Genomic DNA, 23,793 nt, shown 5'->3' on the forward strand with positions numbered 1-23,793 from the left:
CGTAGGGGGTTTCGGGTCAGTCGGTCGCCGAGAGTGCCGCGCGCGGGCACTGGGCGATCGCATCGCGCAGCACACCCTCCTGGTCGGCCGGCACGCCGTCCGCAGCGAACTGCAGGTTGTCTGCGTCATCCAGCTCGAACAGGTCCGGTGCGAGGAGCACGCACACCCCGTTGGCCTCGCATCTGTCCCAGTCCACTTCGATCTTCATCTGAGCGCCCCTTACCGTCGCATGGCGTCCCAAGACTAGAACCTGTTCCATGTGGTGTGCAATGATCGGAACACCGGCTCCGGCCACATTCGCGGTGGCTGGCTCGCCGCCGCAGGAGAGGTCGCCGATGCGCATCACCTACACCCCCGAACAGCAGCAGCTCCGGGAAGAGTTGCGGAGCTACTTCGCCGAGCTGATCACCCCGGAGCGGCGCGCAGCACTGACCGCGAGTGGCGGCGAGATGGGCGCAGGCTCGGTCTATCGCGACGTGGTCGCCCGGATGGGCGCCGACGGCTGGCTCACCCTCGGCTGGCCCGCGGAGTACGGCGGCCAGGACCGGCCGATGATCGACCAGCTCATCTTTTCCGACGAGGCCGCGGTCGCCGGGGCCCCGGTCCCGTTTCTGACCATCAACACGGTCGCGCCCACGATCATGGCGTTCGGCAGCGCCGAGCAGAAGCAGTTCTTCCTGCCCCGGATTTCGGCCGGCGAGCTGCATTTCTCGATCGGCTACTCCGAGCCGAGCGCCGGCACCGACCTGGCCGGCCTGCGCACCACCGCGGTACGGGACGGCGACGAGTATGTGATCAACGGTCAGAAGATGTGGACCAGCCTGATCGCCTATGCCGACTACGTCTGGCTGGCTGCCCGGACCGACCCGGATGCCAAGAAACACAAGGGAATCACGGTCTTCATCGTGCCGACCGACACGCCGGGTTTCTCCTGGACCCCGGTCCACACCATGTCCGGTGTCGACACCAGCGCCACCTACTATTCCGACGTCCGGGTCCCGGCCACCGCAATCGTCGGGCAACTGAACGGTGGCTGGGGGCTGATGACCAATCAGCTCAACCACGAACGCGTCGCATTGACGTCCGCGGCATCGCTGCAGACCTCGCTGCGTGCGGTGCGCGAGTGGGCGCAGCAGACGAAGGGGCCCGACGGCTCCCGGGTGATCGACCAGGAATGGGTGCAGATCAATCTGGCCCGGGTGCACGCGAAGGTCGAGTACCTGAAGTTGCTGAACTGGGAGATCGTCTCGTCCGGGGACAGCCTGCAGAAGTGGAACGCATCCGCGTGCAAGGTCTACGGCACCGAACTCGCGACCGAGGCCTACCGGTTGCTGATGGAAGTGCTCGGCCCGGTTGCGTACCTGCGGCCGGACTCGCCGGGCGCGGTGCTCCGCGGGCGGATCGAGCGGATGCAGCGGGCGGCCCTGGTCCTCACCTTCGGCGGCGGAACCAACGAGGTGCAGCGCGACATCATCGCGATGGCGGCACTGGGTCAGCCGCCGGCGAAACGCTAGGGACGAGAGGCTTCTGCTGTGGATTTCACCCTCACCGACGCACAACGCGACCTGGCCGGGCTGACCGCCGAGATCGCCGGCAAGCTGGTCACTGCCGAACGACAGCGCGAATTGGACAGCGCGCCGGACCGATTCGACGACCGACTGTGGTCCGCGCTCGCCGCCGCCGGGGTGCTCGGGGCCGCGCTTCCGGAACCGGCCGGCGGCGGATTCGGTCTGCTGGAACAGATGTCGGTGCTACGCGAACTCGGTCGACATGTCGCCGCGGTCCCCTATCAAACCTCGATAGTGGGCGCGGCCGATACCCTGGCCGAGTTCGGCGACACCACCCAGCGCGAGCTCGCCCGACGGGCCGGCGCCGGCGAAACGATTCTCGGTGTGGCGCTGGCCGAAGCGGAAAATTGGGACCCTGCGCAACCCACCACGACCGCGGTTGCCGACGGTCCGAGTTGGCTGCTCACCGGAACGAAGATCACCGTGCCGTTTGCGGCGCTCACGTCCCACCTGCTGGTCACCGCCGGCACCGCCGCCGGGCCGGCGCTGTTCCTGGTCGAGACCGGCGCGCCCGGCGTGACGGTGACCCGGGAACTGGTCGTCGACGAATCCGCGCAGTCCCAGGTCGATTTCGCCGCAGCGGCGGCCCAGCCGGTCGGCCCGCTCGACCGCGGCACCGAAGCGATCGGCCGACTGCTCGCCCGGCTGTCGGTCGGCATCGCCGCCACCCAGCTCGGCACGCTGGAGCGTGGACTGGAGCTGGTCAGCGAGTACGCACGCGAGCGCATCCAGTTCGATCGTCCGATCGGTAGTTTCCAGGCGGTAGCACAACGCCTGGCCGACGCCTACATCGACGTGCAAGGTTTGCGGCTCACCATGTGGCAGGCCGCGTGGCGGCTCGCCGCGGGACTACCAGCCGAGGCCGAGGTACACACCGCGAAGTTCTGGGCAGCCGACGCCGGACATCGGGTATCGCACACGATCGTGCACGTACACGGCGGCGTCGGAATCGACACCGACCACATCGTGCAGCGCTACTTCACCGCCGCCAAGCACAACGAGTTCGCGCTCGGCGGCGCCACCGATCACCTGCGCGGACTGGGCACCATCCTCGCCGACGTTCCGGCCTGATCGCGGTGGTCGATACGACCGTCACCGAACTGCTGAACCGGGTCCGCGACCGGCACGACATCGCCGTCCGATTCGAGGACTCCAGCCAGTCCTGGGCCGACCACGTAGCCGGCGCCGCCGGGCGAGCAGCCTGGCTGCGCGCCCGGCTGGACCCCACTCGTCCGCCGCACTTCGGCGTACTGGCCGACAATTCACCGGAGTTCTCGGCCCTGCTGATCGGCGCGGCCCTGTCCGGGTCGGTGTTGGTCGGGCTGAACACCACCCGCCGCGGCACCGCGCTGACCCGCGACATCGCCCGCACCGATTGCCAATTGGTGCTGACCGAGGCCGGGTACGAACCACTGCTCGCCGGCCTCGACCTCGGTGTTCCGGTGCTCCGGATCGATTCCGCGCAGTGGGCGCGGGAGCTGGCACCGCACGCCGGCGCTCGCTACGACCCGGTCCCGGCCACCCCGGACGATCTGCTGATGCTGGTCTTCACCTCCGGCACGTCCGGCGAACCCAAGGCGGTGCGGTGCACCCACGACAAGGTCGGCTTTCCCGGCGCCGTGCTGGCCGAACGAATGGGTCTGGGCGCGGCCGACACGGTCTACCTGACCATGCCGATGTTCCATTCGAACGCGATCATGGCCGGCTGGTCGGTCGCGCTGTCCGGCGGGACCAACCTGGCCATCCGGCGCCGATTCTCGGCCTCGGCGTTTCTGGCCGACGTCCGCCGGTTCGGCGCCACGTTCGCCAACTACGTCGGCAAACCGCTGGCCTACGTCCTGGCAACGCCGGAACGCCCGGACGACGCGGACAATCCGTTGCGGATGATGTACGGAAACGAGGCCTCGGCCGCGGTATCGCAACGCTTCGGCGAACGGTTCGGCGTGCTGATGCTGGACGCGTTCGGTTCGTCCGAAGGCGGCATCGGAATCCCGCCGGACCCGACCGCACCGCCCGGCGCGCTGGGCCGGCTACCGGCCGGGGTAGCGGTGCTCGACGAAGCCGGCCGGCCGTGCCCGCCCGGCGTGATCGGCGAGTTGGTCAACACCGACGGACCCGGTTTCTTCGCCGGCTACTACCGCGATCCGGCCGCCGACGCCGAACGGATGCGGGACGGCCGCTACCACAGCGGCGACCTCGGCTACCTCGACGAGCAGGGGTATGTGTACTTCGCCGGGCGCACATCGGGCTGGTTGCGGGTGGACGGGGAGAATCTGGGCACCGCCCCGATCGAACGAATCCTTGTTCGCTGCCCGGCAATCGAACGGGCGGCGGTGTATGCCGTGCCCGACCCGGACGGGGGCGATCGGGCGGCGGCGGCCGTGGTCGCCGCCACCTTGACCCCCGCGATGCTCACCGAGTTCCTGGCCGCACAGCCCGACCTCGGTCCCAAGCAACGGCCCCGCTACGTCCGGATCGCCGCCGACCTGCCGCAGACCGCCACGTTCAAGGTCGCGGTCCGCGAACTCCAGACTCAGGGTCTCGACACCGACGACCCGATCTGGGAATGGCGCGACGGCAGCTACCAGCCCCTCGAGGCGGCTGTCACCGAGAAGCCCGCAGGCTGACTGCGCGATCGTGGATGCCGGCCGTGACATCGGCGTGCAGTGCTGCGTTCTGCCGCAACGACTCACCGACCTCGGGCCACCGCGCAAGCACCCGCTCTATCGTCTCGCGGCCGACATCGGCCAGTCCGAGCTCGACACCGAGCCGGCGCTCCAAGCGATCGAAGTCGGTGAGTCGCACTCGATCGAAGTGCTTGGTCGCGCCGAAGCGCAGGCCGAGTTCCTCCTCCCCCATGTAGTACCGGGTGGAGACCAGATCGTAGGCCGGCGAGATCTGCGGAATGCGTTCGTCACGATAGATCAACGACCAGTTCTTCAGATGCGCGTCGCCGTTCGAGATGAGAATGTCCAGCGTCAGCCGTCGCGCGAACTCGCGCAGGCTGGCGGCGTCATGCCCGCGGTAGAACAGCGCACCGACCGTTTCGTAGCTGCCCAGGTACTTGTCGTCCGGGTAGAAGTTCCGCACCTGTGCCAGGTCCTCGATGTGCACCAAGTCACCTTCGGCGGTCCGATCGAACCGCTCGACCGCGTACGCCCACTGCTCGGTGTCCGGCCAAACCCGCTCCGGCAGTCCCGAAACCTCATCCCGATGCACCAACCGGACAGCCGGTGTCTCGATCCCGACAGCCGCCGCCAACCGCATCATGGTCAGCTCGTTGCGGGGAACATCCGGGTAGACCCGGTCGGGCAACTTGACGATCCAGTCACCGCGCTCGTCCACCGCCGGCAGCGTCAGCCGATCGCCGTCGGCCAGCATGGAGAACTTGAGTGCCACGCCGGCCAGCGAGAACCGCAAACGATGCTCGGCTGAACCACTGCTCGGCTCGTCGACGAACTCTTCCGGCCACTCACCCGAAGCCGCCGCGGATTCCACCGGCCGGACGCGGACAGCGCCCGGAAGGTCGTGGCCCACCTGCGTCAACAGTTCCATCTCCCGCTGCGCCGACACGCCGCGCTCGGCGGCGATCCAATCCCGTAGCCGACCTTCCGGCAGCAGATTCGAGAACCACGGCGGGAGCCGGAGCGCGGCGGAATGCGCCGCCGTCAGGTCCTGCTCGTACCGTAGACCGAGCACCGGCCGATCGACATCCGCCAAGTAACTGTCGGACAACACAAACCGGGTGTAGTCACCCCGTTGGATCAAGGTTCCGACGCGGAGGTCCCGAAGCCAGACCCCGTGGTACCGCTCAGGAAGCGTCATCGCCGGTCTGGTCGTCGATGACCAGCTGATCGAGTGGCGGCGTGTGTTCGAATCCCCACTCGCATCGCCGGCGGAGGAAAGACGCCAAATTGTCGACGATCAGCTGCTGGCGCAGCCGGAGAAATTCCGGCACATCGTCGCGCTGTAGCGCCGCCTCGATATCCGGGGTGATCGCGTGCGAGTCCAAGACCGCGCGCCACGTCTCGTTCGAGATCCCGACCGGCCTGCGCTGCAGCAGCTCGCTCACGTGCGGCGTTGCCTCGTCGAGCACCGGCATAATAGCCCGATTCGCGGCCCACGAGCTCTGACTTGCCGGCACCGCCGAACGGCCGAATATTGCCGGAACCGCGTCCGCAGCCGTGCTGCTCGCTCCGATAGCGGAGGCGAGGTCGTCGCGGGTGTACTCCTCGCCGGTGTCCGGCCGACGGGGACCCAGACTCCACCAGTGGCACAATATGATCTTGGCAGCGGCCTCGTTCGTCCGGAATCGATCGGGGTCCGGAGCCTCCCGTTCGGCCTCACCCACCACCGCCAGCAATCCGATCAGCGACTCGTGGGTACGCACCGGATCGATCTTGCCGGTCAGCGTACGACCGATACTGGTCGTACCGCCACGAATGATGTACGGACCGGCCACTGCGGCACGCCAGAACCAGCGATCCAGCAGCCGCTCGTTGGCCGGGCGCAGCTCTGCATTGTGCGCGAGGAACCGGGTAAGGACGACCAGGAGGTACCGATACGGCAGCATGGTGAAGTGCGGAACGCCGGCGCGGATGACATACCGCACGGCCTTCTCCAACGCATCCCGCCCCCGCTCGTAGGCCTCCTCCCGACCCTCGTCCGGAAAGTCGCCAGCACCTCGCCGCTGCGGATCGAACTCCGAACGAATCTCCCGACGCGTATCCGGACCGCGGCGGGCAAGCACGCATTGCAGGATCGTGTCGTCATCGATCCGGCCGAAGTGCATCTGCTCGTCGATATCCTCGGCGATGCGCTGCAAGGAGAGCCCGGTCTCGCTGTCCTCCTCGGTCCCGGCATTGAGGGCCGAGAACACCTCCGCCCGACTGAGCCGCTTCCCGGAGTTGTTCATCCGGTCGAAGATGTTCTGCAGCACGCTGACGTCGTCGTGCACCACCTGATATGCGGGAATAGCGAGCTGGTGGAGAGCGCGAGCGAATCCGAATGCTATGTCGCGTTCGCGCTGTCCGGATTCGGGGTGTTCGGCGAACCATTCGAGCACCGCGCTGAGATCGAACATCACCGGTAACGGGATCACCTGCGGGTCCTCGATTGTCGGCAACGGCACGATGCTCGCGGTCTTCAGATCGAATCCCAGGTTGAACCGCAGGTCGTCCGAGCGCTCGGTGGTCAAGACATTTGCAAGGCTGGTGACCCGTTGTTGACCGTCGACCACCCACAGCGCATTGTCTACCGCCGGAGCATCGATACTCATCGCCCCGAGTCGAAGTCGTTGCGCAGGCGCCGGACGCTCCCACAGCAACAGGCTCCCGATCGGATAGCCCTTCAGAACGCTGTCCATCAATTGGATCACGTCCGCACGACCCCAACGGAAGTCTCGCTGGAAGTGCGGGACTCGAATTCGCCCGGACCAGGCCAGATCGACCAGTTCGGGAAGCGGAATCGTGCGGGCGCCGGTACGGACGTCGGCGCTGGTCATATCGGGCTCCTCCCTACGCCCTACAGTCTGCCCGACACCTCCGACACACCCCGATCCTGCTCTCGGCGGCACGCGCGGCTACGTCCGCACCGCGCCGATCCGGTCGACCGTGGCGTCGAACTCGGCGACCAGATCCGCCATCACGTCGGCAACCGGCCGCACCTCGTTCATCCGGCCGACGATCTGCCCCACCGGCATCGCCACCACCTCCGGGTCGGCCGATTCGGCGATCCGCCGGTGCGCCTCGCTGACCAGGATGTTCTGCAACGGCATCGGTAGCGGGTCCGGCGCGTCGGGCTGCGCCCAGGCCTGGGTCCACTTGGTCTTCAACAGCCGGGCCGGCTTGCCGGAGTAGATCCGGGTGCGCACGGTATCCGCCGAGGTGGCCGCAAGCAGTGCGCGTTGCGTGCTGGACAGCCCGCCCGCGGCACTGCCGAGCCGATACTCCGAGGTGGTCAGCCAGTACGAACCCATCCACACCCCGGACGCACCGAGCGCCAGCGCGGCCGCGATCTGCCGGCCGCTGCCGATCCCGCCCGCCGCCAACACCAGGCCGTCGTCCCCGACCGCGTCGACGATCTCCGGCACCAGCACCATCGAACCGATCTCGCCGGTGTGCCCACCCGCCTCGTGGCCTTGGGCGATCACGATGTCCACGCCGTCGGCGATATGACTGCGCGCATGGCCGACCGCGCCGGCCAACGCCGCGACCGGGACCTGATCGCGGTGCGCCCGGTCGATCACATCCACCGGCGGCGAGCCGAGCGCGTTGGCGATCAGCGAGATCCGATGCTGCAAAGCGACATCCACATGCGAGCGGGCCACCGAATGCAGCCAGCCGAGTACCCCGGCCGCCTGTTCGGCATCGGCAGCCAACGGTGGCACGCCGAGCTCGGCCAACGTCCGATCGACGAACGCCCGGTGCTCGGCCGGGATCATCGACTCCAGATCGAGCTGACTACCCTCGGTCGGCACCTTCGCCGGCATCACGATGTCGACGCCGTACGGCTTGCCGTCGGTGTTGTCGTCCATCCAGGACAACACCCGGTCCAACTCGGCCGGATCGTTGAACCGGACGCAACCGAGGACGCCGAGCCCGCCCGCCCGACTGATCGCCGCCGCAACATCTTCCGACGGCGTGAAGCCGAAGATCGGGTACTCGATGCCGAGCCGATCGCTCGCCGTGGTCCGCATCAGCCGACGACCGTTTCGGTGGCACCGGCGCCCTCGTCGGCCGGCCGCTCCCGAGTCTGGTCCTTGGCCCAACGGTAATCGGCCTTTCCGGCGGGCGACCGCTTGATCTCCGGAACGAACCACAGACTGCGCGGCAACTTGTAGGCCGCGATCAGCGTGGTGAGCACCGGACGGAGCTCGTCTACGGTGATCGCGGCGGCGTCCGCGCGCAGCTGCACGACCGCCGCCACCCGCTCGCCGAAGCGCTCGTCCGGGACGCCGACCACCAGCGCGTCGAAGACCGCCGGATGCGCCTTCAGCGCCGCCTCGACCTCTTCGGGGAACACCTTCTCCCCGCCGGTGTTGATGCTCACCGAGCCTCTGCCCAGCATGGTGACCGCGCCGTCTTCCTCGACCCGGGCGTAGTCGCCCGGAATCGAGTACCGGATGCCGTTGAACTCCTTGAAGGTTGCCGCGGTCTTCGCTTCGTCCTTGTAGTAGCCGATCGGGATGTGCCCGGACCGGGCGAGTACGCCGATCTGCCCGGAGCCCGGCACCACCGGATTGCCGTCCTCGTCGAGCACCGACGTCGACGCGTCGATCTTGACCCGCGGACCGCCCGCCTGCGCGGCGCCCTTGGTCACCAGCCCCAGCCCGCCGAACCCGGTCTCCGACGAGCCGATCGAGTCGCTGATCATCCGGTTGGGCAGCAGTTCACAGATCCGGTCCTTGACGGTCGGCGAGAACAGCGCCGCGCTGCTGGCAATCACGTACAACACCGAAAGGTCGTACGGCTCACCGGTTACCGGATCGCCGGCCTCCAGCGCATCGACGATCGGCCGGGCCATCGCGTCGCCGGTGATGAACAGCATGTTCACCTGATGCCGAACCGCACTCGCCAGCACCCCGTGGCCGCTGAACTCCGGCATCATCAGGGTCTTGCCGCCGCCGAACAGGCTCTGGAAGGTCGCCCACTGCGAGCCGCCGTGGATCATCGGCGGGATCGGATAGCGGGTCATCACCGGATTGGCCGCACCCAACTTGGCCAGATCCCACTCGTCGGCGACATACTCGCCGGTGAGGAAGTTGATTCCGCCGCCGAGCACCCGCCAGACGTCCTCCTGCCGCCACATCACGCCCTTCGGCATGCCGGTGGTCCCGCCGGTGTACAACATGTAGAGGTCGTCCGGGCTACGCTCGCCGAAATCCCGCTCGGGCGACGATTGTGCAAGCGCTGCTTCGTATTCGACCGAATCATTGGGGAGGTCGGTACCGTCTTCGACCACGATCAGGGTACGCAGCCGCGGACACTGCGGCGCCACGTTCGCCACCTTGTCCGCATACCGACGCTCGTAGACCAGCGCGACCATGTCGGAGTTGGTGAAGATGTGCTGCAGCTCGTTCTCCACGTAGCGGTAGTTCACGTTCACCATCACCGCGCGCGCCTTGAACACGGCCACCATCGCCACGACGGCCTCGATGGTGTTGCGTGAGTAGATGCCCACCTTGTCGCCGGGCGCCACGCCGTTCGCCAGCAGGTAGTGCGCCAGCCGGTTGGCTTGCTCGTCCATCTGCGCGTAGGTGATCTCGCGCTCGTCGTCCAGCAGCGCGACGCGCTCCGGCACAAGATCGACAGCGTGCTCGACGAGGTCTGCGATATTCAGGGCCACGACTACCAAACTAGAACGTGTTACTGTCCCCCGCAAGGGTCTCCGGAGGGAAGCAGAGCCGATGACACAGCAGCCGCATTGCCTCGTCGAGCAGCGTGAACACGTGCTGATCGTCACCATGAACCGGCCCGAGGCGCGCAACGCGCTCTCCGGCGAGATGCTCGCCATCATGGCCGAGGCCTGGGACCGGGTCGACGCCGATCCCGATATCCGGGTGGCGATCCTGACCGGCGCGGGCGGCTACTTCTGTGCCGGCGCCGATCTGAAGTCGATGACCCGTAACCATCCCACCGACGCCTTCGCCAGCGGCAGCTGGAATCCGAACCGGATCGACGCACTGCTCAAGGGCCGCCGGCTGACCAAACCGCTGATCGCCGCAGTCGAGGGCCCGGCGATCGCCGGCGGCACCGAGATCCTGCAGGCCACCGACATCCGGGTAGCCGGCGAGTCGGCGAAGTTCGGTGTCTCCGAGGCACGGTGGGGCCTGTTCCCACTCGGCGGCTCGGCGGTGCGCCTGGTTCGACAGATCCCGTACACGATCGCCGCCGAGATCCTGCTGACCGGCCGGCATCTGCACGCCGCCGAGGCCAAGGAGATCGGCCTGATCGGTCATGTCGTTGCGGACGGCACGGCGTTGGACAAAGCGCTCGAGCTCGCCGGGCTGATCGCAGCCAACGGCCCGGTGGCCGTGCAGGCGATCCTGCGCACGATCCGCGACACCGAGGGTATGCCGGAAAACGACGCATTCGACATCGACGGCCGGCTCGGCGCCGCGGTCTTCGCCTCCGCGGACGCCAAGGAGGGGCCGCGCGCGTTCGCCGAAAAGCGGCCGGCCAACTTCACCGGCCGCTGAGGCGGGCGGGTTCAGATCGCCGTGGCCCGATCGGCCCAGTACGGATCGCGCAGCCTGCGCTTGTACAGCTTGCCGTTCGGGTCGCGCGGCAGCTCCGGCAGGTAGTCGATACTGCGCGGCAACTTGAACTTCGCCAGTCGCCGAGCCGCGAACGCGAGGATGTCCGCGGTGAGCTCGTCGCCGGGTTCCACCCCCGCCGCAGGCTGCACCACCGCCTTGATCTCCTCGCCCCAATCCGCATGTGGTACACCGAATACCGCGACGTCGTCGACCGCCGGATGGACGATCAGTTCGCCTTCGATCTCGGCCGGGTAGATGTTCACCCCACCCGAGATGATCATGTCGGACTTGCGGTCGCAGAGGTAGAGGTAGCCGTCCTCGTCGAGGTACCCCACGTCGCCGAGGGTGAACAGGTTGCCCACCCGGGCGGCCTCGGTCTTGGCCTTGTCCTTGTGGTACTCGAACGACGATCCGCCCATCTGCAGGTAGATCTGACCGGTTTCGCCGGGCGGTAGTTCGTTTCCGGCGTCGTCGAGCACCCGCACGATCGACCAGGGCCAGGCTCGACCGACCGAGCCGGGCTTGCGCAGCCACTCCTCGCCCGAGATGACGGTGCCGCCGCCTTCGGTCGCGGCGTAGTACTCGGTGACCACCGGGCCCCACCACTCCAGCATCCGCCGCTTGACGTCCGGGGAGCACGGCGCCGCGCCGTGGATCATGCACCGCAGCGACGAGACGTCGTAACCCGCGCGGACCGCGTCCGGCAAGGCGAGGAGCCGAACGAACTGGGTGGGCACCATGTGGCTGTGCGATACCCGGTGCCGGGCGATCAGCTCCAGCATCGGCTCCGGACCCCAGCCATCCATCAGAACAACTTTGTGCCCCAGGTGAATCGAGATGGTCACGAAGTTCAGCACGGCGGTGTGATAGAGCGGCGAACCGCACAGATGAACGTGATCGTCGAACGGTTTCAGCTCGAACAAGCCGAAGAAGGCACCGGCCGCCGGCGGAACATCGTCGGGGTCCGCCCCGGTCAGCGGCCGCCGAACGCCCTTCGGCCGACCGGTCGTGCCCGAGGTGTACAGCATGGGCGCCCCGGTGGTCCGGTTCGCCGGACGGCCCGGGCCGGCGGCGGCCAGCTCGGCCAGCGGGCGGAATCCGGGGATCTCACCGACCGCGAACCGGTTTTCTGCGGCGATCCCGGCGATGTCGGCAGCGGTCACCGCGGCCTCGGCGAATCGCGCTCCGGCGACGAATACCTTTGCCCCGCTGTCGCTCACGATGTAGCCGAGCTCCGGGCCGGTCAGGTGCCAGTTCACCGCGACGATGTACAACCCACTCTCGAAGGTTGCGAAGTAGCAGGCGACCAGATCGGCGCAGTTGGGCAGCAGCACCACCACACAGTCGCCGGCGACCAGGCCCCGCTCGGCGAACCCGCGGGCGTATCGGTCGGCCGCACCGGCCAGCTCGGCGTAGGTCCATTCGGTGCCGGACGGATCGACCAGCGCGATCCGATCGGGTTCGTCAGCTGCGATCCGCCACAGGCCAGTGCGCCGCGATTCGGTCATCCCTCGAATCTAGAACGCGTTCTAGGAATCGACAAGGGTCGCCAGCTGCGTTACCTGCGCGACACTGCGCGCGGTCAGCAACAACATGGTGACGCCGGCTGCGGCCCACCGATCGACCTCCGACCGCACCTGTTCGGCATCACCGATGATCATCGTCTCGGTGACCATCTCGTCCGGCACCGCCGCGGCGGCATCGGCCTTGCGGTCGGACCGGAACAGCTCGGTGATCTCGGCGACCTCCCGCTCGTAACCCATCCGTCGGTACACCTGAGCGTGAAAGTTCAACTCCGGCGCACCCATTCCGCCGACGTAGAGCGCGACCACCGGCTTCAGCCGGGCAATCTCGCCGGCCCGGTCTTCGGTCACGATCACCTGGCAGCTCGCGGCGATCTCGAAGTCCGCCCGGGTGCGGCGCGCACCCTCGCGGGCGAAGCCCTCGTCGAGCCACTCGTCGTACATCGGGGCCAGCCGCGGCGAATAGTAGATCGCCAGCCAACCGTCGGCGATCTCGGCGGTCAGCGCGACGTTGCGCGGTCCTTCGGCGCCGAGCCAGATCGGCAGATCGGCCCGCAACGGGTGGGTCATCACTTTGAGCGGCTTGCCCAGACCGGTCGCATCCGGTCCGGCGTACGGCAACGGGTAGTGCGGTCCGGGCGAGACGACCGGGCCGGTCCGGGCCAGCACCGAGCGGACGACCCGGACGTACTCCCGGGTTCGGGCCAGCGGCTTACCGAACGGTTGCCCGTACCAGCCCTCGACCACCTGTGGGCCGGAGACGCCCAGCCCGAGGATCGCGCGGCCACCGCTGAGATGATCGAGCGTGAGCGCGGCCATCGCGGCCGCGGTCGGTGTCCGGGCGGACAGCTGCGCCACCGACGTCCCGAGCCGGACCCGCTCGGTCGCCGATCCCCACCAGGCCAGCGGGGTGAACGCGTCCGAGCCCCACGACTCGGCGGTGACCACCGTGTCGAAACCCGACCGATCCGCGGCCTGGACCAGCTCGCCCACCTTCGCCGGTGGCTGCGCCGGCCAGTACCCCAGCTGCAAACCGAGTTTCATCACGATCTCCTCGTCGCCGCCCCGGCCGGCGTCCTGCTTGCCAGCCGAGTTAGAACCTGTTCTACTCGACGGCGTGACGCTTGGGAACAGCTCCGCCGTTGCGGAACCGCTGAGCGCGCCGTTGCATGTCGAGTTCGATTACACCCGATCCGTCGGGCCGATCATCGGACGTTTCCTCGCCGGCCTCGCCGACCACCGGGTGGTCGGCGTGCGTGGCGCGGACGGTCGCGTGTTGGTGCCGCCGGCCGAATTCGACCCGGTAACCGCCGCTCCACTGGACGAATTCGTGGAGGTCGCCGCCACCGGCACGGTGACCACCTGGACCTGGGTCCACCGACCACTGCCCGGACAGCCGTTCGACCGCCCGTTCGCCTGGGCGTTGATCCGGCTGGACGGCGCCGATACCGCGATGCTGCACGCGGTGGACGTGAGCGGACCGGACGAGATGACGACCGGAATGCGGGTGCACATCCGCTGGGCCGACGAACCGACCGGAACGATCGGCGACATCGCCTGCTTCGGCGCCGGCGAGGGGCCGGCCGCGACAACGCCTTCGTCGCCCGAATCTGCCTCGCCGGCTGCGCTTCCCGAGCCGATTACGATGCTGACCACCCCGGTCCGGCTGGCCTATCGGCACTCGGCGTCGGATCAGGAGAGCTGGTACCTGCGCGGGCTGGCCGAGGGCCGACTGGTCGGCGGCCGGGCGGACGCGCAGGGCAAGGTCTACATCCCGCCGCGCGGCGCGAACCCGACCGACGGCAGGCCGACCACCGAGCAGGTGGAGCTGCCCGACCGGGGCACCGTCACCACCTACTGCATCGTCAACGTGCCGTTTCTGGGCCAGCGGATCACACCCCCCTACATCGCCGCCTACGTGTTGCTGGACGGCGCCGACATCGCATTCCTGCATCTCATCCTGGAGTGCGATCCGGCCGATGTGCGGATGGGCATGCGGGTCGAAGCGGTGTGGAAGCCGCGCGACGAGTGGGGGTACACCCTGCAGAACATCGACCACTTCCGGCCGTCCGGCGAACCGGACGCCGACTACGACACCTACTCGCAGCATCTGTAGGGATACCGATGACCGATATCGCCGTCGTGGGGTTCGCCCACGCACCGCACGTGCCGCAGACCGACGGCACCACCAACGGCGTCGAGATGTTGGTGCCGTGCTTTCAGCAGCTCTACGCCGAACTGGGGATCACCAAGTCCGACATCGGGTTCTGGTGTTCGGGATCGTCGGATTTCCTCGCCGGCCGGGCGTTTTCGTTCATCTCGGCGATCGACGCGATCGGCGCCGTGCCGCCGATCAACGAGTCGCACGTCGAAATGGACGCCGCCTGGGCGTTGTACGAAGCCTGGGTGAAGCTGCGCACCGGTGAAGTACGGACCGCGCTGGTGTACGGGTTCGGCAAGTCCTCGGCCGGCCGGCTCCGACAGGTCCTCACGATGCAGCTCGACCCCTACCTGGTCGGCCCGCTCTGGCCGGACTCGCTGTCGATCGCCGGGCTGCAGGCGCGCGCCGGGATCGACGCCGGCTGCTGGTCCGAACGGGCCATGGCCGAGGTCGCGGCCGCAGCGCGGGGCGGCGATGTCGAGGAGTTGCTGACCCAGCCGTACCTGGCCGATCCGCTCCGGGCGCACGACGTTGCGCCGATCACCGACGGCGCCGCCGCGATCGTGCTGGCCGCCGGCGACCGGGCCCGCGAACTGTGCGAACGACCGGCCTGGATCACCGGGATCGAGCATCGGATCGACTCGGGCAACTTCGGCGCCCGCGACCTCACCACCTCGCCGTCCGCCCGCGCCGCCGGGACCGCCGCTACCGGCGGCGACGTGGCCGGCATCGAGATCGCCGAGCTGCACGCGCCGTTCAGCCACCAGCAGATCCTGTTGGCCGATGCGTTGGGATTGCCCGCCGACGTCGCGATCAATCCGTCCGGCGGTCCGCTGGTGGCCAATCCGATGTTCGCCGGTGGGCTGGAACGGATCGGGGCAGCGGCCCGCCCGATCATGGCCGGTGCCGCCGGCCGGACCCTCGCGCATGCGACGAGCGGTCCGGCGTTACAACAGAACCTGGTCGCCGTTCTGGAGGGACGATGAAACAGCCCGCCGCGGTGCTCGGCACCGGCCAGACGCACTATGTGGCCAAGCGGACCGACGTCTCGATGGCCGCGCTGTGCCGGGAGGCGATCGATCGGGCGCTGGCCGACTCCGGGCTGACCATCGACGAAATCGACGCAGTGGTGGTAGGTAAGGCGCCGGACTATTTCGAGGGCGCGATGATGCCCGAGCTGGCGATGGCGGATGCGCTCGGTGCGGTCGGCAAACCGCTGCTGCGGGTGCACACCGCCGGCTCGGTCGGCGGTTCCACCGGGTGTGTCGCGGCATCGCTGGTCGAGGCCGGCATCCATCGCCGGGTACTCGCCGTGGCCTGGGAGAAGCAGTCCGAGTCGAATGCGATGTGGGCGTTGTCGATCCCGGTACCGTTCACCATGCCGGTCGGCGCCGGGGCCGGCGGCTACTTCGCTCCGCACGTACGCTCCTACATCCGCCGGACGAACGCGCCGGCGGATATCGGCGCGATGGTAGCGGTCAAGGATCGGCGCAACGGCGCACTCAATCCGTATGCCCACCTCAAGCAGCCGGACATCACCCTGGAGTCGGTGCGAGAATCGCAGATGCTGTGGGACCCGATCCGCTACGACGAGACCTGTCCATCCTCGGACGGCGCGTGCGCCTTGGTGATCGGCGATGCCGCCGCCGCGGCCGTAGTCGAAGCGGACGGTCGGCACGTGGCCTGGATCCACGCCACCGCGATGCGTACCGAACCGACCACGTTCGCCGGGCGCGACCAGGTGAATCCGCAGGCCGGCCGGGACGCCGCCGCGGCGCTCTGGCGGTCCGCCGGTATCGACGACCCGTTGCGCCAGATCGATTGTGCCGAAATTTATGTCCCGTTCTCCTGGTTCGAGCCGATGTGGCTGGAAAACCTCGGCTTCACCGCGGAGGGTGCCGGCTGGAAGCTCACCGAAGCCGGCGAGACCGCCATCGGCGGAAAGCTCCCGATCAACATGTCCGGCGGCGTGCTGTGCTCCAACCCGATCGGCGCGTCCGGGCTGATCCGGTTCGCGGAGTCTGCGATGCAAGTGATGCAACGCGCCGGCGAACATCAGGTGGCAGACGCGCGCACCGCGATGGGCCACGCCTACGGTGGTGGCTCACAGTACTTTTCCATGTGGGTGGTCGGTCGAGACCGCCCCGCCGACTGAGGAGATGCGATGAAGTTCACCCTGAGCATCGCAATGAACCCGCTGGACCAGCTGACCGAGTTGGCCCGGACTGCAGAGGAATGCGGATTCGCCGCGGTCGCCCTGCCCGACTCGCTGTTCTTCATGGAGTCGGCTGTCGCCGACTACCCGTACACCCCGGACGGCTCCCGCTTCTGGGACGCGAACACGCCGTGGGTGGACCCGTTGATCGCCGCTGCCGCGATGGGTGCGGTGACCAGCCGAATCGGCTTCTACACCAACGTACTCAAGCTCGGCTCGCGAAACCCGTTGCTGCTCGCCCGGCAGGTCGGCTCGGTCGCCAACCTCACCGGCGGCCGGTTCGCGTTCGGCGTCGGCATCGGCTGGGCTCCGGAGGAGTTCGAGTGGTGCGGGGTTCCCTACGCGCGGCGCGGCGCCCGGGTGGACGAGATGATCGAGATCATCCGGTTGGTGCTGGACGGCGGCATGGTCGAATACCATGGCGAGTTCTACGATTTCGACCGGCTGCAGATGAGTCCGGCCCCGGCCCATCGGGTGCCGTTCTATGTCGGCGGGCATACCGAGCCGGCGCTGCGCCGGGCAGCGCGGATCGGCGACGGCTGGACCTCGGCGATGATGACCTTCGATCAGCTGGTCGCCACCCGGAAGCGGCTCGACGAGCTGCGTAGCGAATACGGCCGGGCCGACCTTCCGTTCGAGTTCCAGGCGGTGTGTATCGATCGGTTCGGTGCCGACGGCTATCGCGAACTGGCCGAGGCCGGAGTAACCGACTCGATCGTGATTCCGTGGCTGGCCGATGGTATCGGCTTCGACGGCGAGCTGGCGGCCAAGCAGGACTCGATCCGCAAGTTCGCCGCCGAGTACCTCGCACCGATCGGATGACCGGCCCCGACCGGACCACCGAGCATCCGGCTCGGCGCGCCGGGCTGGCCTCACAGGCGGCCGTGCGCGCGAAGGACCGGGCGGCATGGCTGGCGTTGTTCGCCGACGACGGCTGGGTGGAGGACCCGGTCGGGCCGTCCGGCTTCGACCCGGCCGGCACCGGGCACCACGGACACGCGGCGATCGCTGCGTTCTGGGACATGGCGATCGCCCCGACCGACTCGATCGAATTCCTGCTCACCGACAGCTTCGCCGGTGGCCACGAGGCGGCCTTCGTCGGCACCATTCGCACCCGGCTCGGCGGCACACAAATCGATGCCGAGGGCGTGTTCACCTATTGCGTCGATCCGGACGGCCGAATTCGATCGTTGCGGGCATTCTGGGAAATCGATCGGGCCATGGCGACCGCCCGCCCCATTTGACCGTTCGGCCAGAAAATTCTGGCCGAACGGTCAGCTCTGGACCGGACGATAATCGACCTGGAATTCTTTGATTCCGTTCAGCCAGCCGGACCGCAACCGGCGGGCCGGGGCAACCTTGCTGATATCCGGCAGGTGGTCGGCGATCGCATTGAAGATCAGATCGATTTCCAGCCGGGCCAGGTTGGCACCGAGACAGTAGTGCGCGCCGGTCCCGCCGAAGGCCAGGTGCGGGTTCGGGTCGCGGAGAACGTCGAACTGCATCGGGTTCTCGAACACTTCTTCGTCGAAGTTGGCCGATCCGTAGAGCATCAGCACCCGCTGACCCTTCGCGATCGGCGTGCCGGCGAGTTCGGTGTCCGCGAGCGCGGTGCGCTGGAACGAGTTGACCGGGGTGGCCCAGCGGATGATCTCGTCGGCCGCGGTCTTCGGGCGTTCCCGCTTGAACAGCTCCCACTGCTCCGGATTGTCCAGGAAAGCCATCATTCCCTGGGTGATCGCATTGCGGGTGGTCTCGTTGCCCGCGACCGCGAGCACGATCACGAAGAAACCGAACTCGTCGGAGCCGAGCTCGTGCCCGTCGACGTCGGCCTCGATCAACTTGGTGATGATGTCGTCGGCCGGGTTCTTGCGCCGCTGCTCGGCGAGCTCGTAGGCGTAGCCGAGCAGTTGGCTGCTGGCGACGACCGGGTCGGCGGTCGACTCGGGGTCGTCGTAGCCGGTCATGTCGTTCGACCAGCCGAACAACTTCTGCCGATCCTCCTGCGGCACCCCGATCAGTTCGGCGATTGCCTGCAGCGGCAGTTCACATGCGATCTGGGTGACGAAATCGCCCCACCCCTCGCGGCCGGCGTCGGCGACGATCTGGCGGGCGCGTTCCTGCAGCTCGTCGCGCAGGCTGTTGATCGAGCGCGGGGTGAATCCCCGCGATACCAGCTTGCGCAGCTTGGTGTGATCGGGCGCGTCCTTGTTCAACAACACGAACCGCTGCAGCTCGATCTGCTCGCGCGTGATGTCGTCGTTGAAACGCGGAATCGCGGTGTTCTCGAACGTGGAGAACACATTGTCGCGCCGCGATACCTCGCGGACCTCGGCGTGTTTGCTCACCACCCAGAAGCCGTCGTCGGCGAATCCGCCGACCCCGGGCTGCTTCGGGTTCCACCAGACCGGCGCGGTCCGACGTAGCTCGGCGAACTCTTCGAACGGCCGGCGCTGCGCGTACACGTCCGGGTCGGTGAAGTCGAAACCGTCGGTAAGGTTCGGCTCTCCCACGATCAGCGCCTCCTGCGGACAACTGGAACACGTTCTACAAACATTGAAGCACAGGACCAAGACCTAGCGGAAGAAACGCTGTGCCAGGTCACCGTGTCCGATGAACGTGTTCTAATTCGAGGACCGGAACGAGGAGGAAAAACATGGGCGCACCGGTCATCGTGGCGGCAGTCCGCACCCCGATCGGCAAGCGCGGCGGCTGGCTTTCCGAGCTGCACGCGGCCGAGCTGCTCGGCGCGGCCCAGCGCGCTGTCGTGTCACGGACCGGGATCGATGCCGATCTGGTCGAACAAGTGATCGGCGGGTGCGTCACCCAGGTGGGTGAGCAGTCCAACAACGTCACCCGAACGGCCTGGCTGCACGCCGGTCTGCCCTGGCAGGCGGGGGTCACCACGATCGACTGCCAGTGCGGCTCGGCCCAGCAGGCGAATCACCTGATCGCCGGGTTGATCGCCACCGACGCGATCGAGGTCGGCATCGCCTGCGGGGTCGAAGCGATGAGTCGGGTGCCGTTGGGCGCCAACGTGGGCGATCATGCCGGCCCCCGGCGCCCGGACGGCTGGGATATCGACCTGCCGGCCCAGTTCGAGGCGGCCGAACGGATCGCCCGGCGACGCGGCCTGAGCCGCAGCGACCTCGACGAGTTCGGCGCCCGGTCGCAGCAGCTGGCGGCACAGGCCTGGGCCGAGCAACGGTTCGAGCGCGAGATCGCGCCGCTCGCCGGGGTGAGCCGGGATCAGGGTCTGCGGGACACCACGGTCGAGGGTCTGGCCGGCCTGCGGCCGGTGCTGGCCGAGGGCCTGCATACCGCCGGCACGTCGTCGCAGATCTCCGACGGCGCGGCCGCGGTGTTGTTGATGGACGAGGCCCGGGCCCGCGCTCTGGGCCTGCGCCCCCGGGCCCGGATCGTGGCGCAGGCCCTGGTCGGCGCCGAGCCGGAGTTCCATCTCGACGGCCCGGTGCAGTCCACCGCACGGGTGCTCGAGCGCAGCGGCATGGCGATGTCGGACATCGACATCTTCGAGGTCAACGAGGCCTTCGCGTCGGTCGTGCTGTCCTGGGCGGCGGTGCACAAGCCGGAGCTGGATCGGGTGAATGTCAACGGCGGCGCGATCGCGCTGGGCCATCCGGTGGGCAGCACCGGGTCGCGCCTGCTCACCACGGCGCTGCACGAGCTGGAGCGCCGGGACGGGTCCACGGCGTTGATCTCGATGTGCGCCGGCGGCGCGCTGTCGACCGCCACGATTATCGAACGAATCTGACCCCCAAAAAACTTGGGCACGCTCGGAAAGTTTCCTCACCGGTAACTGGGCAAAGATTTGGCAAATTTGATCTTTGCGACCAATCCCGAACTGCAGGTCAGCGCACTGGACCTACTTCCTTGATCTACCTCCGATCCCCGGCGATAGAGTTGGTGATCAGTACGCAGTTGCCGGAAACAGCGGGTTTTCGGTCGCGCGGTTTCCGAGTTCACGCGAGCATGCCATACCCGGCGATAGGTTTTCAGTTACTGAGCCGCTAATATCGACGACGGGAATCCCCCGAATTCGAGAATCAAGTGGTGCGAAGGGAACGTAGGCGCTCACCATGGCTGATTTCGCGGCGCGGTTGAACAGACTTTTCGAAACGGTGCACCCCCCGGGGCGCAAGCCGCACACCAACGCGGAAGTGGCGGCCGCACTGACCGAGTCGGGCCACCCGATATCGAAGCCGTATCTGTCACAGTTGCGCTCCGGGCAACGCACCAACCCATCCGACGACACCGTCGCCGCGCTGGCCAAGTTCTTCAAGGTGAAGCCGGACTACTTCTTCAACGACATCTACGCAGCGAAGATCGATCACGATTTGGAACTGCTGGCCCAACTCCAGGGTTACGGCCTGCGCCGGCTGTCCAGCCGGGCGTTCGACCTGTCCGACGAGTCACAGGCGTTGCTCACCTCGATGGCCGAGAAACTACGGGCGAGCGAGGGGCTGCCGGAGATCCCGCCGGACGGGACCGCATAGCCGCCCGGGTCAGCGTGCAGCGTAGGCCCGGGCGATCTCGCCCACCCACCGGCGAACGGACATACCGTCGGGTGGCGCTATCCAGCGCGCGTCCACGCTCAGGTCGCTGAGTGGGTCTCGCGCCCAGCGTGCTACCCGGGTGGCCCGCTCGGTGACCGATCGCGGCGGCACCCGGTACTCGCTGGTCACCACCTCGATCCCGGACTGCAGGTAGAGCGCGTCCATGATCTGCGCGACCTGATCGGAAGCCCGCAACACGGTGGTCGACTCGCGCCCACCGGCAGTGGCCAACACCTCCGGAAAACGCTCGGTAAGGGTCTGATGCAACCCGTCCAGTCGGTGCAGCAGCAGTCGAGCCCGAATCCAGACCTCGACCAGGATCCAGACCGCGCCCAGCGCGATCAGCAGCGCCGCGACCGACCACCAGGTTGCCGGAGCCGGTCGCTGCGCTACGCCGTCATGCTGGCTCAGGTCGCGCTGCAGTTGGCGCACGGCGAGCACCGCGACCACGGCGGTGCCGAGGACATAGAGTGCGATACCGCGGCCGAGTGGAGTCCAGTCCAGGTTGCGCACCCCGGTGATCACCACGAAGGTCGCGCCGGCCGCCACCATCGCCCAGGCCGGGATCGCGGATCCGAGAAACACCCAGATCGCGAACAGCAGGCCGGTCAGATAGATCCCCAGCGCTGCATTGCGCAGACTGCGCCGCGAGGCCACCGGCCAAGCGGCGAATGCGACCACCGAGGTCGCCGTCGCGAAGCACTGCCAGGCGGCCACGGCGAGCGCGGCGGAAAGCTGGGTGCCGGCGCCCACCCCGGCCGGCCGGAGACTGTCCAGGGTGTCGGCGACCTCCGGGATCGCCACCGTTGCCGCCAACGCGACCGCCGTGACGGCGAGCACCACCGCCATCCGGACGGTGGTGGCCGGCCGGACCACGACCCGGCCCACCCGCGCCCCCGCGGCCAGCCAGACGAGCAGCGCAGTAAACCAGAAACTCACCCCAAAGCCTCGTCGAACCGCAACACCGAGACGCCCGTTCCGCGGTTGTCGAAGACGCGTAACCGGGTCAACAACATGCCGGCGAAGGTCTCCGCCTCCCACTCGGCCGTCTCGTCGCAGCCGTCCTCGACGATCGAGTAGGCGCGCTGGCTCAACATGTACGCGATCAGATCGGGACTGGCCGCCAGCGTGACGTCGGCGGCCGGCACGCCCTCATGCTTGAAGACGATATGGCCGAGCTCGTGCGCCAGCGTGCGCTCCCGGCTGGGCAGTCGGTCGGCCAGCACGATGATGTCCCGGTCCGGATACGCCCGGCGCTGCCCGCACACACCCGGTCCAAGCTCGGCGATGGTGATCTCGATCGGCCGTTTCCGCTCCGCGGCGACCGCCTGGACCACTTCCTCCAGATTGACCGATTCGGCGTCGGCGGCGAGAGCGCAGACGGCATCGACAGCAGCCGCAACGCGTCGGTAGGACCGCGTTCCAGTCGGTTCACCGCTCTCGTTCATCGATTACCTCACCTGAGCCGAACTGTTCGCCCGATCAAGAGCCACTGTAACCCGCGCGACACCTCATTCAGCGAGTCACTCGGCTACAAGGGTGCATCGTCGCGCGGCGCTCCAGTGCTACCGCTGCTATCCGGACGCGCCGTACACCGGCTCGGCCGGACGAGCCTGGTCGATCAACCGATCGACGACCGGACCCAGCTCGTCGGGCAGCCAGCGCGCGCCCTTGTCCGCCGGCGCACCGTGCCGCCATCCCTCGGCGAGCGCGATCCGGCCGCCCTCTACTTCGAATACCCGGCCGGTCACCTGCCGGGACTGCGCGCTGCCCAGCCAGACGACCAACGGTGAGACGTTCTCCGGCGCCATCGCGTCGAATCCGGTCGCCGGCGCCGCCATCATCTCGGCGAACGCGACCTCGGTCATCCGAGTACGAGCCGACGGCGCGATCGCGTTGACCGTGACGCCGTACCGGGCCAGCTCGGCTGCCGCGTTCAAGGTCAACGCCGCGATGCCCGCCTTGGCCGCGGCGTAGTTGCCCTGGCCTACGCTGCCCTGCAGACCCGCGCCGGAGCTGGTGTTGACGATCCGGGCATCGACCGGGTCGCCCGCCTTGGATCGCGCCCGCCAGTAATCGGCCGCATGCCGCAGCGGCGCGAAGTGACCTTTGAGATGTACCCGGATCACCGCGTCCCACTCGTCCTCACCGAGGCTCACGAGCATCCGGTCGCGGAGGAAGCCGGCATTGTTGACCAGCACATCGAGCCCGCCGAAGGTCTCCACCGCCGTGGCGATCAGTCGCTGCGCGCCGGCCCAGTCCGCCACATCGTCGCCGTTCACCACCGCCTCGCCGCCGGCCGCCCGGATCTCGGCGACCACCTCGGCGGCCGGGTCCGTCCCGGACGCACTGCCGTCCAGACCCGCACCGAGGTCGTTCACCACCACTTTGGCACCCGCCGCCGCGAAGGCGAGCGCGTGCGCCCGGCCGATCCCGCGGCCGGCGCCGGTGATCACGACGATCCGGCCCGCGCAAAGATCCGACATCTAT

The 23,793-nt window shown here is 68.0% G+C and carries 22 protein-coding genes; 11 read left to right on the forward strand and 11 right to left on the reverse strand.

Going from position 1 to position 23,793, the window contains the following annotated elements:
- Positions 1-16: 16 nt before the first annotated feature.
- Positions 17-208, reverse strand: coding sequence for a ferredoxin (locus KV203_RS17110; RefSeq protein ID WP_066474210.1), 192 nt, complete (start codon positions 206-208; stop codon positions 17-19).
- Positions 209-335: 127 nt separating this feature from the next.
- Between KV203_RS17110 and KV203_RS17115 the strand changes: the two genes are divergently transcribed.
- Genes KV203_RS17115 through KV203_RS17125 form a run of 3 tightly spaced genes read left to right on the forward strand, consistent with a single transcriptional unit; the run spans position 336 to position 4,195 of the window.
- A complete protein-coding gene (locus tag KV203_RS17115; protein WP_066474212.1) occupies positions 336-1,514 on the forward strand; it encodes an acyl-CoA dehydrogenase family protein in 1,179 nt (392 codons plus the stop codon).
- Between the two features lie 18 nt (positions 1,515-1,532).
- Positions 1,533-2,639 (forward strand): acyl-CoA dehydrogenase family protein, encoded by a 1,107-nt coding sequence (locus KV203_RS17120; RefSeq protein WP_066474215.1) that lies wholly within the window; start codon positions 1,533-1,535, stop codon positions 2,637-2,639.
- Between the two features lie 5 nt (positions 2,640-2,644).
- The gene (locus KV203_RS17125) at positions 2,645-4,195 is read left to right on the forward strand and encodes a long-chain-fatty-acid--CoA ligase (protein ID WP_066474218.1); all 1,551 of its coding nucleotides are present in this window, start codon (positions 2,645-2,647) and stop codon (positions 4,193-4,195) included.
- On the opposite strand, the gene KV203_RS17130 is transcribed toward KV203_RS17125, so the two are convergent.
- From KV203_RS17130 to KV203_RS17145, 4 genes are all read right to left on the reverse strand, one after another.
- Positions 4,173-5,393, reverse strand: coding sequence for a type II toxin-antitoxin system HipA family toxin (locus KV203_RS17130; protein ID WP_066474221.1), 1,221 nt, complete (start codon positions 5,391-5,393; stop codon positions 4,173-4,175). The genes KV203_RS17125 and KV203_RS17130 overlap by 23 nt on opposite strands.
- Positions 5,380-7,071, reverse strand: coding sequence for a DUF262 domain-containing protein (locus tag KV203_RS17135; protein ID WP_066474224.1), 1,692 nt, complete (start codon positions 7,069-7,071; stop codon positions 5,380-5,382). The genes KV203_RS17130 and KV203_RS17135 overlap by 14 nt, the downstream gene beginning before the upstream one ends.
- A 78-nt stretch (positions 7,072-7,149) precedes the next feature.
- Positions 7,150-8,265 carry an NAD(P)H-dependent flavin oxidoreductase gene (locus tag KV203_RS17140; RefSeq protein ID WP_066474227.1) on the reverse strand — a complete coding sequence of 372 codons (1,116 nt, stop codon included), beginning with the start codon at positions 8,263-8,265 and terminating at the stop codon, positions 7,150-7,152.
- Positions 8,265-9,914 (reverse strand): acyl-CoA synthetase, encoded by a 1,650-nt coding sequence (locus tag KV203_RS17145; RefSeq protein WP_066474228.1) that lies wholly within the window; start codon positions 9,912-9,914, stop codon positions 8,265-8,267. The genes KV203_RS17140 and KV203_RS17145 overlap by 1 nt, the downstream gene beginning before the upstream one ends.
- Positions 9,915-9,975: 61 nt before the next feature.
- Between KV203_RS17145 and KV203_RS17150 the strand changes: the two genes are divergently transcribed.
- Positions 9,976-10,767 (forward strand): crotonase/enoyl-CoA hydratase family protein, encoded by a 792-nt coding sequence (locus tag KV203_RS17150; protein ID WP_066474231.1) that lies wholly within the window; start codon positions 9,976-9,978, stop codon positions 10,765-10,767.
- A gap of 11 nt (positions 10,768-10,778) precedes the next feature.
- Here KV203_RS17150 and KV203_RS17155 read toward each other — a convergent pair whose 3' ends face one another.
- Complete coding sequence (locus tag KV203_RS17155; RefSeq protein WP_066474235.1) at positions 10,779-12,335, reverse strand: acyl-CoA synthetase; 1,557 nt, start codon at positions 12,333-12,335, stop codon at positions 10,779-10,781.
- A 21-nt stretch (positions 12,336-12,356) separates the two neighbouring features.
- The gene (locus KV203_RS17160) at positions 12,357-13,394 is read right to left on the reverse strand and encodes an LLM class F420-dependent oxidoreductase (protein WP_066474237.1); all 1,038 of its coding nucleotides are present in this window, start codon (positions 13,392-13,394) and stop codon (positions 12,357-12,359) included.
- Between the two features lie 73 nt (positions 13,395-13,467).
- Between KV203_RS17160 and KV203_RS17165 the strand changes: the two genes are divergently transcribed.
- The 5 genes from KV203_RS17165 to KV203_RS17185 are packed head-to-tail and all read left to right on the forward strand — an operon-like array spanning position 13,468 to position 17,970.
- Positions 13,468-14,466 carry a Zn-ribbon domain-containing OB-fold protein gene (locus KV203_RS17165; protein WP_066474239.1) on the forward strand — a complete coding sequence of 333 codons (999 nt, stop codon included), beginning with the start codon at positions 13,468-13,470 and terminating at the stop codon, positions 14,464-14,466.
- Positions 14,467-14,474: 8 nt separating this feature from the next.
- Positions 14,475-15,497: a thiolase domain-containing protein gene (locus KV203_RS17170; protein WP_066474241.1), complete on the forward strand. Its 1,023-nt coding sequence runs from the start codon at positions 14,475-14,477 to the stop codon at positions 15,495-15,497.
- The gene (locus KV203_RS17175; RefSeq protein ID WP_066474243.1) at positions 15,494-16,666 is read left to right on the forward strand and encodes a thiolase domain-containing protein; all 1,173 of its coding nucleotides are present in this window, start codon (positions 15,494-15,496) and stop codon (positions 16,664-16,666) included. Before KV203_RS17170 ends, KV203_RS17175 begins: the two co-directional genes overlap by 4 nt.
- Before the next feature lie 9 nt (positions 16,667-16,675).
- On the forward strand, positions 16,676-17,548 hold the full coding sequence (locus KV203_RS17180; protein WP_066474244.1) for a TIGR03619 family F420-dependent LLM class oxidoreductase: 873 nt from the start codon (positions 16,676-16,678) through the stop codon (positions 17,546-17,548).
- Positions 17,545-17,970 (forward strand): nuclear transport factor 2 family protein, encoded by a 426-nt coding sequence (locus KV203_RS17185; protein ID WP_066474247.1) that lies wholly within the window; start codon positions 17,545-17,547, stop codon positions 17,968-17,970. Before KV203_RS17180 ends, KV203_RS17185 begins: the two co-directional genes overlap by 4 nt.
- Positions 17,971-18,000: 30 nt before the next feature.
- On the opposite strand, the gene KV203_RS17190 is transcribed toward KV203_RS17185, so the two are convergent.
- Positions 18,001-19,239, reverse strand: coding sequence for a cytochrome P450 (locus KV203_RS17190; protein WP_066474250.1), 1,239 nt, complete (start codon positions 19,237-19,239; stop codon positions 18,001-18,003).
- 143 nt (positions 19,240-19,382) lie between these two features.
- Between KV203_RS17190 and KV203_RS17195 the strand changes: the two genes are divergently transcribed.
- Positions 19,383-20,501: a steroid 3-ketoacyl-CoA thiolase gene (locus KV203_RS17195; RefSeq protein ID WP_066474254.1), complete on the forward strand. Its 1,119-nt coding sequence runs from the start codon at positions 19,383-19,385 to the stop codon at positions 20,499-20,501.
- Positions 20,502-20,826: 325 nt separating this feature from the next.
- Complete coding sequence (locus KV203_RS17200; RefSeq protein ID WP_066474259.1) at positions 20,827-21,243, forward strand: helix-turn-helix domain-containing protein; 417 nt, start codon at positions 20,827-20,829, stop codon at positions 21,241-21,243.
- 9 nt (positions 21,244-21,252) lie between these two features.
- Here the strand turns inward: KV203_RS17200 and KV203_RS17205 are convergent, their stop codons facing one another.
- From KV203_RS17205 to KV203_RS17215, 3 genes are all read right to left on the reverse strand, one after another.
- The gene (locus KV203_RS17205; RefSeq protein ID WP_066474261.1) at positions 21,253-22,242 is read right to left on the reverse strand and encodes a hypothetical protein; all 990 of its coding nucleotides are present in this window, start codon (positions 22,240-22,242) and stop codon (positions 21,253-21,255) included.
- On the reverse strand, positions 22,239-22,751 hold the full coding sequence (locus KV203_RS17210; protein ID WP_066474263.1) for an ImmA/IrrE family metallo-endopeptidase: 513 nt from the start codon (positions 22,749-22,751) through the stop codon (positions 22,239-22,241). Before KV203_RS17210 ends, KV203_RS17205 begins: the two co-directional genes overlap by 4 nt.
- Positions 22,752-22,877: 126 nt before the next feature.
- Positions 22,878-23,789: an SDR family oxidoreductase gene (locus KV203_RS17215; RefSeq protein WP_066474267.1), complete on the reverse strand. Its 912-nt coding sequence runs from the start codon at positions 23,787-23,789 to the stop codon at positions 22,878-22,880.
- Positions 23,790-23,793: the final 4 nt, after the last annotated feature.

Origin of the sequence: Skermania piniformis (genome assembly GCF_019285775.1) — a bacterium.
Lineage (GTDB): Bacteria > Actinomycetota > Actinomycetes > Mycobacteriales > Mycobacteriaceae > Skermania > Skermania pinensis.